The organism is Staphylococcus sp. GDY8P196P (genome assembly GCF_017891705.1).
GTDB lineage: Bacteria > Bacillota > Bacilli > Staphylococcales > Staphylococcaceae > Staphylococcus > Staphylococcus ureilyticus.
Genome location: NZ_JAESJS010000034.1, coordinates 1 through 8,198, shown reverse-complemented (window position 1 = coordinate 8,198; position 8,198 = coordinate 1). Strand labels below are relative to the sequence as shown.

Sequence of the window (8,198 nt, the reverse complement as noted above, 5' to 3'; positions counted from 1 at the left end):
ACAGAAAATGGTTATTTTCTGCACACTCTTGTTATTTACATGAGACCTTTTAACATACCGTACCAATATATTTTAGGTAACAAATCTTTTTTGAAAATATACATACTTCTTCGTTCTTTAGCCTGGTTAAAAGGAAATGTTTCTTTTGATTTTTTATTATAATCAAACTCGGCAAGTATTAATTTATTATAACCAGTAACGATAGGGCACGAAGTATAACCATCATAATGATGCGTCAACATTTCATTATCCATTACTTGCAATAGATTATTAACAACTATAGGCGCCTGTTTACGAATTGCTGCTCCTGTTTTGGAAGTAGGTACATTTGAAGCATCACCGAGCGCAAATATATTAGAGTAGCTTTTATGCTGTAATGTGGTTGGGTTAACATCTACCCAACCATCACTATCTGAAAGTGTACTTTCTTTAAGTACACGTAAGGGACCCATAGGTGGTGTTACATGTAACATTTCATAATCTATTGTCTTTCTATCATTTGTTTTAATGTGTTCAAATGTAGCCTCTTTTTTATCTCCGTCAATTTCAACAAGATTATAATTGTAATCGACAATTATATCCCTTTCTTCAACAATTTTCTCTAATTCTTTATTATATTTGCCTACGTCAAATAAAGCATCTTTTGGTGTTTTGTATATCACATTAGCATTAGAACGGATATTATGTTTTCTAAAATAATCTTCAGCTAAATACATAATTTTCATAGGTGCGCCTCCGCATTTGATAGGCGTATTAGGATGCGTGAAAATCGCGTTCCCTTGTTTAAATTTAGAAATTTGTCTCCAAGTTTCGCGAACATAGTCAGGTGAATAGTTAGAACAAACACCATTTTTACCTATATTCTCTTTTAATCCTTTAATAGAAGACCAATTAATCTGTAATCCAGGGGCTACCACTAAAAATTCGTAACTAACGACTGAATTATCTCCTAAAATAATGCTATTGTTTTCAGGTTGAAAGCTTGAAACAGCATTTTTTATCCATTGAACACCTTCAGGCATAACGCTTTTCATATCTTTACGAGAACTTTTTAAACTCGATACCCCAGCACCAACTAAAGTCCATAACGGTTGATAATAATGATATTCAGCTGGGTCTATAATTGCTATTTTTCCTTTTAAGCTTTGATTTTTTCTTAATAGTCTTGATGCCACGGTAATACCTGCTGTACCGCCACCTACAATAACAATTTGATAATATTTACTCATTTTTTCACACCCTTAAATTATTTTAATGATTCTGGAAAATCTTTATATCCTTCTCTAATATTCACGACATTTTCAAATCCTTTATTTTCTAAGATACCCACGGCGATTGAACTTCTAACTCCTGACTGACAATGTACGTATATTTTATCTTCTTTATTAAATGGAATATTTTCATTTAATAATTTACCATGTGGAATATTGACTGCTTGATCTAAGTGTCCATTATTCCATTCTTCATCATTACGTACGTCGAGTACATTTGCTTCTTCACCAGTCATATCAGCGCTGTGGATGGATTGTGTTAGAACTTCTGATTTTGGTAAACGATAGCCTGCTACATTGTCAAAACCAATTAATTGTAAAGTATGCGTTGCTTGCTCAACTGTAGATTTATCTCCAATTAAATCTACATCTTTTTCAAAATCTAAGTACCAACCGATCTGGTTAATAAAGTTTTTGTTGTAAGGAATATTGATTGTCCCTTTAGTATGACCACCATGAAAGGCTTCTTTGCTACGAAGATCAAATGATATTCTTTCATTGTTTAAACTAGGATAAACATTGTATGGTTGATATAACTCCATACCAAATTGGTTAATTTTTTTCATTTGTGTAAAATGATGTGGTGGTGCTGGTTGATTTGATGTTAATGTTTCAATGAATTTGGTTTCATCAGTTTCACTAAATGCCCAGTTATTTATTTTTTCATAACCTAGCGTAGACATTGGTACGGCGCCTAATGCTTTACCACAAGGACTTCCAGCACCGTGACCTGGCCAAATTTGAATATAATCTGGTAAATCTTTAACACTTTCTATAGATTGATACATTTGTTTCGCACTAACTTCTGTAGAACCTTCCATTTGAACTGATTTTTCTAGTAAATCAGGTCTACCGATATCACCAACAAAGACAAAATCGCCACTAAATAAGCCCATTGGAACGCTTGAGCCGCCACCTTCATCAGTGAGTAAGAAACTGATACTCTCAGGGGTATGACCAGGTGTATGCAATACTTCTAATTTAATGTTACCTACATGAATAATATCTTGATGTTTAACAAAATGTGTTTGTTCTGGCATATTACGATAACTTAATTCATCGTCACCTTCGCCAGATACATATACGTTTGCATTTAATTGTTCTGCCACATCTCTAATGCCTGAAGCAAAATCAGCGTGGATATGAGTTTCTGCAGCTTGTGTAATTGTAAAACCTTCGCTATCTGCAACTTCCATATATTTTGTTAAGTCACGTACAGGGTCAATTATTATTGCCTCTCCTGTGCGTTGACAGCCAACTAAATAAGATGCTTGAGATAAATTGTTATCGTAAAATTGTTTAAAAAACATATAAAGAACTCCTTATTTTAATAGATTTAATTAAATAAATAAATTATGACTCGCGTTTTCAGTATCACCTATATAAGTGCCTACACCGCCGTACTCAACTTCGTCTCTTAATTCTTCTTTCTTAATGCCCATGACATCCATGCTCATCGTACATGCGATTAATTTGATATCTTGGTCGATTGCTTGGTCGATAAGTGATGGTAATGAATCAACATTTTTCTTTTTCATTACGTAGCGCATCATGATATTACCTAAACCGAACATATTCATTTTAGAGAGTGGCATTTTCAAGGGTGTTTTTGGCAACATAAAATCAAACATTTTTGCGATACCTTTCTTTTTAACGTTAGCTGTTTGCGCTTTTTTCAACGCGTTAAGTCCCCAGAAAGTGAAAAAGATGGTTACATCTCTTCCTGCAGCTTTAGCACCATTCGCAATAATCATTGCTGCCACTGCTTTATCTAATTCTCCACTAAATAGTACAATTGTAGTGCCTTTAGACGTATGACTCACTTCTAAATCTTTGGGTTGTTCTTTTTGAATAATCGCTTTAATTTCATTGTCACCCCCATCAAGTTTTACTAATGTGTGTCCCGTTTGTTTCGCCCAGCTTTTAATATCACTTGCGAATCCTGGATCTGTGACTGTAACCTCAATTTGGTCACCTTCTTGAATATTTTTTACTTCTTTACTGATATTTACAATAGGGCCTGGACATTGAAGACCACTATAGTTTAATTGTTTACGCTCTGCTTTAATTTCTACATTTGTGTTTTCTTCTTTTGTATCATCGCTGACGTTTTTTTCTTCATAAGCTTTATAGCCGCCGTCTAAATTTACAACGTCATAACCTTGTTCAGCTAAATATTTACTAGCTTTAGCACTTCTGTTACCACTTTTACAGTGTACATAATAGGTTTTATTTTTGTCTTTATTGAACGACTCAATCTCATCTACAGGATGCAGTGTGGAACCATTGATGTGCCCCAATTCATATTCTTCTTGTGTTCTTACATCAATCAATTGACCTTGAGAAGTTAATTTTTCTAATTCTGATTTACTTAAATCATTAATATGTTTTTCATTATATTGTTTCATAATAACCTCCTGTTAAATACCTATAAGGGTATGTTAAAAGATATAACTCTTTTTGTCAAATACCCCCGCACGTATTTGACAAACTTGTTTTAATTTATTATTATGACTGTATTCAATTAAAAGTGGAGGAAATTACTATGAATTATGATAAAAACATGATCAATCGTATTAATAGAGTACAAGGGCAATTAAATGGCGTTGTAAAAATGATGGAAGAAGAAAAGCATTGTAAAGATGTGATTACGCAACTTAGTGCTTCAAAAAGTTCATTACAAAGATTAATGGGGATTATTATTAGCGAAAATTTAATTGAATGCGTCAATTCAGCTGATGACAACAATGAAGATTCACAAGAAATCATTAATGAAGCTGTTAACTTATTGGTAAAAAGTAAATAATGGATATTATAAATATTATCATTATGTTGCTCATCGGAGTGTTCGGAGGATTTATATCTGGTCTAGTAGGTATAGGTGGCGCTATTATTATTTACCCAGCCATTTTATTGTTACCGCCACTATTTGGGGCTCCTGCATATAGCGCGTATATCGCATCAGGACTTACTTCTAGCCAAGTCTTTTTCAGTACCTTAAGTGGCTCTTTGAAAGCAAGAAAAAAACCAGAATTCTCACCCCAGTTGGTCCTTTATATGGGAGGAGGTATGATTATAGGGAGCATGTTAGGGGCTTTGCTAGCAAATTTATTTGATGCTACATTTGTAAATATGGTGTATATTATCATTGCTTTACTTGCATTAATATTAATGTTTATTAACGTAAAACCTAGTTCAGACCAATCTTCCTTTAATAAGCCTTTATTGGTTATTGTGGGTCTTTTCGTTGGCATCATTTCGGGTATAGTTGGAGCAGGCGGCGCCTTTATTATTATTCCTATATTATTAGTTTTATTCAAATTACCAATGAATACGGTGGTTGCTAATAGTATAGTAATTGCCTTTATATCTTCAATTGGCGCCTTTATCATTAAACTTATACAAGGTTACATTCCTTTAGAAGACGCGTTATTTTTAATAATAGGGAGTATTATTTTCGCTCCGTTAGGCTTAAAATTAGGTAAAAAAGTCCCTAGTTTTGTACAAAAATGGATCATCAGTATTTTAATTATTATTGCAATTATTCAAATTGTTTTATAAATAAGAAAGAGAGGTACAACTAATATTTGCACTTCTTTTTCTTATTTATAAAGTTAAAACATTCTCAAATAGCAATGGCAAGTTGCTATAAATTCAACAGCTATATACGTATGATTAGGGTGTACCTTAAAAACTCAGTCGTTTTCTTCTAAAACATTTCATATATACAGATTTAATGTTGAATTTTTGGAAATATAAAGCTATATAATTTATTAGTATTTTTCTCTTTGAAATTATACAAGACGTCTCATCATTTTTAGTGATGAGACGTCTTGTATAATCGAACTATTTATATTTCTTAATTATCTTCTGATACCACAGTAAAACGTTCATTTTTATGTTGTGGATTTTCTATCTCATCCACTAGTGCAAATGCAAAATCTGCATAACTAACATAACTATTGCCTTTAGAGTTAAATAATAAATTGTCTTTGCCTGTTTGATAATTTTTAGTTTTAGGACCTTCAGCATCAAAATCTGCAGATGGGCTAAGGAATGTCCAATTAATACCTTTAGAAGCTTTTAAATCTTCTAAATTTCTACTTTGTCCTTTTGAAGTTCCTTTTGCAGTTGGCCCAAATAGTTCAGAAAATTCTGGTGTATCCATTAACTTAGTTGTTTGCGCTTCATCAACGTATAAACTACCTGCACCACCAACGATAATTGCTCTTGTATCAGTTTCTTTCAATGCTTCAATAAGTGCACGTCCAGCTTTCACATGTGGTTCTTCTTCACCAAGAGGCGCACCAAATGCATTAACAACTACATCTAAATCTTTCAAGTCTTCAGAAGTAATATCATATATTTCTTTTTCTAAAATATTTATATTACTACTTGATAATTTTGAAGCATTTCTAACAATTGCTGTTACTTCATGTCCTCTTTCGATTGATTCTTCTAATACTAGTTTTCCAACTTTTCCACTTGCTCCAATAATTCCAATTTTCATAATAAATTCCTCCTAATTATAGTATATTTAATAAAAAGACTAATAGCGCTAAAAAGCCTATCATTAGTGGTAAATAAACATCTTTAATACGTTCACCTGATTTCATTCTTACTGTTACGGCCCCAGCCATTAACATAGCAATCCAAAAGCCACTAAAAGCTCCCACAAGAACGTGCCATATACTAACATCTTTAGCAAGTTCAGTAAGTACTTCAATTTCTCTAATATTTTTATCTTCTTGGAAAAATGCTTCATAAACACGATTGTTATATTCATTTGCTTTTCCATGTTCTTTCGCAAAATAGAAGCCCTCGTGCGCTAAATCTGTATAAGGATGGGGAGACACATTTGGTAATTTCATATCTACTCCCCATTCAGTTATTCTTGGATATATCACTTGCTGCCAGAGTGATAGTTTGGATGAGTCATTAACAGGATCTAATTGCTCTAATGGTTTGGGTCTTAGCTCAAATGTTTGCCATTCTATAGATATATCAGCATCTGTTTCTTTTATTGCTTTTTCAAGTTAATCCTTGCCTATAAAACAAAAAGGACAAACATAATCAGAATAAACGCTTACTTTTAGTGACAAAATAATTTCTCCTTCCAATAATGTTTATTAAGATGGTTAATACAGTTTCATCAAATGTAAGTAAACAACACGCTCGTACTTGTAATAGTTACAGTTACAAACAAGGGGAGACGGATATATTTATCCGTTGTTTACTAGAATTTTATTTACTATATTTTCTAATGTTACACTTTTTAATACTGTCTCCATAGCATCCTGTGCGTTTTTCAAAATAACTTCCAATAGAATTTGTATGTTTGCACCAACTGTACAGTCGATATTGGTATCTTCATGTATTTGGAATAAACGGCCTTGTTCAACAACTTCTACAGCTTTATAAACATCAAATAATGTAATCTCGTCTAATGATTTTAAAAGTTTAACTCCTGAATTGCCATGTGAAGTTTCAATAAAACCAACTTTTTTAAGTTTCCCCATTAATCTTCGAATAACAACAGGATTAGTATTCACACTTTCTGCAATTTGATTCGATGTTAAAGCATAATTTTTTTCGATTTTTATTAAAGCCAATATATGAACAGCGACCGTAAAACGACTACTTATTTTCAAATCAAGCACCTCATTGTAACTATTTTAGTTACAATGAGGAATATTGTCAAATCTTTTTTATCTTATTTATAAAAATGAATGTGATAGCTTTATAAAATCCCTTACTTTCATTATCATTCCGCTATATCATATTTAAAAATTCCATTATGTTTATAATTATTCAACTGTACTTCAGATAGTCTACGTTCAAAAAAAGATTTAAGATTACCCTTCTCATCATATTTACTAGGTAGACTTATTGTTGGTTTAGATTGATTAATAGGATTGGATAGTTGCTTCTTTAATGTATCTATATGTTTAAGATATACATGGGCATCATCTATACACCAATACAAATTTCCTAACTCATAACCACATTGGTCTGCTATTAACCTGTGTAAAACCGCATATTGAAATACATTAAATGGATGACCTAGAGCCATATCTGCCGAACGTTGTTTCACATGTAAATTTAAAGCACCGTAACTCACTTTCCAATTTGTAGCCCAAACACACGGTTCTAATGACATTTCATCTAAATCATCTACATCCCATAAACTTGTCATAATTCTACGTGATGCTGGATTTTGATTTAATTGGTGTAAAATGTACTCAACTTGATTTAATTTTTTACCTTCACCTAATAATGAAGTTTATGAACGTACAAGGTTCGAAGCAACTATAAAATCGATAAGACAAGATATTGCAAAATATGCTGATATTACTTCAGGTATAACAGTTGAAATGCACGAACCTAAACAAGTACTTAAACGTTGGAACATTGTATTACATGAATTATTAAATATTTAACATGTATAAAATACAATCATATAAAATTTTAGTTTTGCATTCCTATCTACTATGGTGTTATAATGCACTTAACAAGGAATCCAGCATGGATACACCAATCCCCTCACTACCGCAAATAGTGAGGGGATTTTTGTAGGTGTGGCTATTGTCGCCTATTTGTCTTTGCGATTACGCAGCCAATGCGTAAATAACGCAATAATACAACCACTGATGACTGTGGTCGTGATGTGAACAAGGATTTCCAACATGAATAACACCTCCTCCCTACGTCAAATTGACGCCTGAGAGATAGGCGACTCCATTATTATACCATCTGTATCTTTTGAAGCATATGTACTTCCGATAAGTCATTTTATGTTATATCTTTGCTTATTTTATAGTATCAAGACAAGAAGAAACACGTTATCAACTCGGTTTAAAACCACCAACCAAAACCTTAAAACTCATCGTAATTTCACTTAAGTTTTTCTTAATTATTCCTTCTTTT

9 protein-coding genes and 1 pseudogene are annotated in these 8,198 nt (G+C 32.5%); 2 read left to right on the top strand and 8 right to left on the bottom strand.

The window, feature by feature from the left end; all coding sequences use genetic code 11:
- Positions 1–35 precede the first annotated feature (35 nt).
- Genes sqr through cstA form a run of 3 tightly spaced genes read right to left on the bottom strand, consistent with a single transcriptional unit; the run spans position 36 to position 3,679 of the window.
- Positions 36–1,229 carry a type II sulfide:quinone oxidoreductase Sqr gene (gene sqr / locus KA814_RS13455; protein WP_075340119.1) on the bottom strand — a complete coding sequence of 398 codons (1,194 nt, stop codon included), beginning with the start codon at positions 1,227–1,229 and terminating at the stop codon, positions 36–38.
- A 17-nt stretch (positions 1,230–1,246) separates the two neighbouring features.
- Positions 1,247–2,581 carry a persulfide dioxygenase-sulfurtransferase CstB gene (gene cstB / locus KA814_RS13450; RefSeq protein ID WP_075340120.1) on the bottom strand — a complete coding sequence of 445 codons (1,335 nt, stop codon included), beginning with the start codon at positions 2,579–2,581 and terminating at the stop codon, positions 1,247–1,249.
- A gap of 30 nt (positions 2,582–2,611) precedes the next feature.
- A complete protein-coding gene (gene cstA, locus KA814_RS13445; RefSeq protein ID WP_012816716.1) occupies positions 2,612–3,679 on the bottom strand; it encodes a persulfide response sulfurtransferase CstA in 1,068 nt (355 codons plus the stop codon).
- A 137-nt stretch (positions 3,680–3,816) separates the two neighbouring features.
- Here cstA and cstR point away from each other — a divergent pair, with 137 nt between their 5' ends.
- Together cstR and KA814_RS13435 are read left to right on the top strand one after the other, a co-directional pair.
- The gene (gene cstR, locus KA814_RS13440) at positions 3,817–4,077 is read left to right on the top strand and encodes a persulfide-sensing transcriptional repressor CstR (protein WP_031863946.1); all 261 of its coding nucleotides are present in this window, start codon (positions 3,817–3,819) and stop codon (positions 4,075–4,077) included.
- On the top strand, positions 4,077–4,832 hold the full coding sequence (locus tag KA814_RS13435; protein WP_031863945.1) for a sulfite exporter TauE/SafE family protein: 756 nt from the start codon (positions 4,077–4,079) through the stop codon (positions 4,830–4,832). Before cstR ends, KA814_RS13435 begins: the two co-directional genes overlap by 1 nt.
- A 298-nt stretch (positions 4,833–5,130) precedes the next feature.
- Here the strand turns inward: KA814_RS13435 and KA814_RS13430 are convergent, their stop codons facing one another.
- From KA814_RS13430 to KA814_RS13410, 5 genes and pseudogenes are all read right to left on the bottom strand, one after another.
- On the bottom strand, positions 5,131–5,781 hold the full coding sequence (locus tag KA814_RS13430) for an NAD(P)-dependent oxidoreductase (RefSeq protein ID WP_031885497.1): 651 nt from the start codon (positions 5,779–5,781) through the stop codon (positions 5,131–5,133).
- Positions 5,782–5,797: 16 nt separating this feature from the next.
- Positions 5,798–6,295, bottom strand: coding sequence for a DsbA family protein (locus KA814_RS13425; protein WP_255307513.1), 498 nt, complete (start codon positions 6,293–6,295; stop codon positions 5,798–5,800).
- Positions 6,296–6,493: 198 nt separating this feature from the next.
- Positions 6,494–6,922: an Rrf2 family transcriptional regulator gene (locus tag KA814_RS13420; protein ID WP_031885498.1), complete on the bottom strand. Its 429-nt coding sequence runs from the start codon at positions 6,920–6,922 to the stop codon at positions 6,494–6,496.
- Between the two features lie 113 nt (positions 6,923–7,035).
- A pseudogene (thyA, locus tag KA814_RS13415) lies at positions 7,036–7,527 on the bottom strand (thymidylate synthase); the annotation flags it as partial.
- A 336-nt stretch (positions 7,528–7,863) separates the two neighbouring features.
- Positions 7,864–7,959, bottom strand: coding sequence for a type I toxin-antitoxin system Fst family toxin (locus KA814_RS13410; protein WP_011276848.1), 96 nt, complete (start codon positions 7,957–7,959; stop codon positions 7,864–7,866).
- Between the last annotated feature and the right edge of the window lie 239 nt (positions 7,960–8,198).

Coding starts and splice junctions, on each gene's coding strand:
- cstR (WP_031863946.1), top strand. CDS start 3,817: ATGAATTATGATAAAAACATGATCAATCGTATTAATAGAGTACAAGGG.
- KA814_RS13435 (WP_031863945.1), top strand. CDS start 4,077: ATGGATATTATAAATATTATCATTATGTTGCTCATCGGAGTGTTCGGA.
- cstB (WP_075340120.1), bottom strand. CDS start 2,581: ATGTTTTTTAAACAATTTTACGATAACAATTTATCTCAAGCATCTTAT.
- sqr (WP_075340119.1), bottom strand. CDS start 1,229: ATGAGTAAATATTATCAAATTGTTATTGTAGGTGGCGGTACAGCAGGT.
- KA814_RS13410 (WP_011276848.1), bottom strand. CDS start 7,959: ATGTTGGAAATCCTTGTTCACATCACGACCACAGTCATCAGTGGTTGT.
- KA814_RS13430 (WP_031885497.1), bottom strand. CDS start 5,781: ATGAAAATTGGAATTATTGGAGCAAGTGGAAAAGTTGGAAAACTAGTA.
- cstA (WP_012816716.1), bottom strand. CDS start 3,679: ATGAAACAATATAATGAAAAACATATTAATGATTTAAGTAAATCAGAA.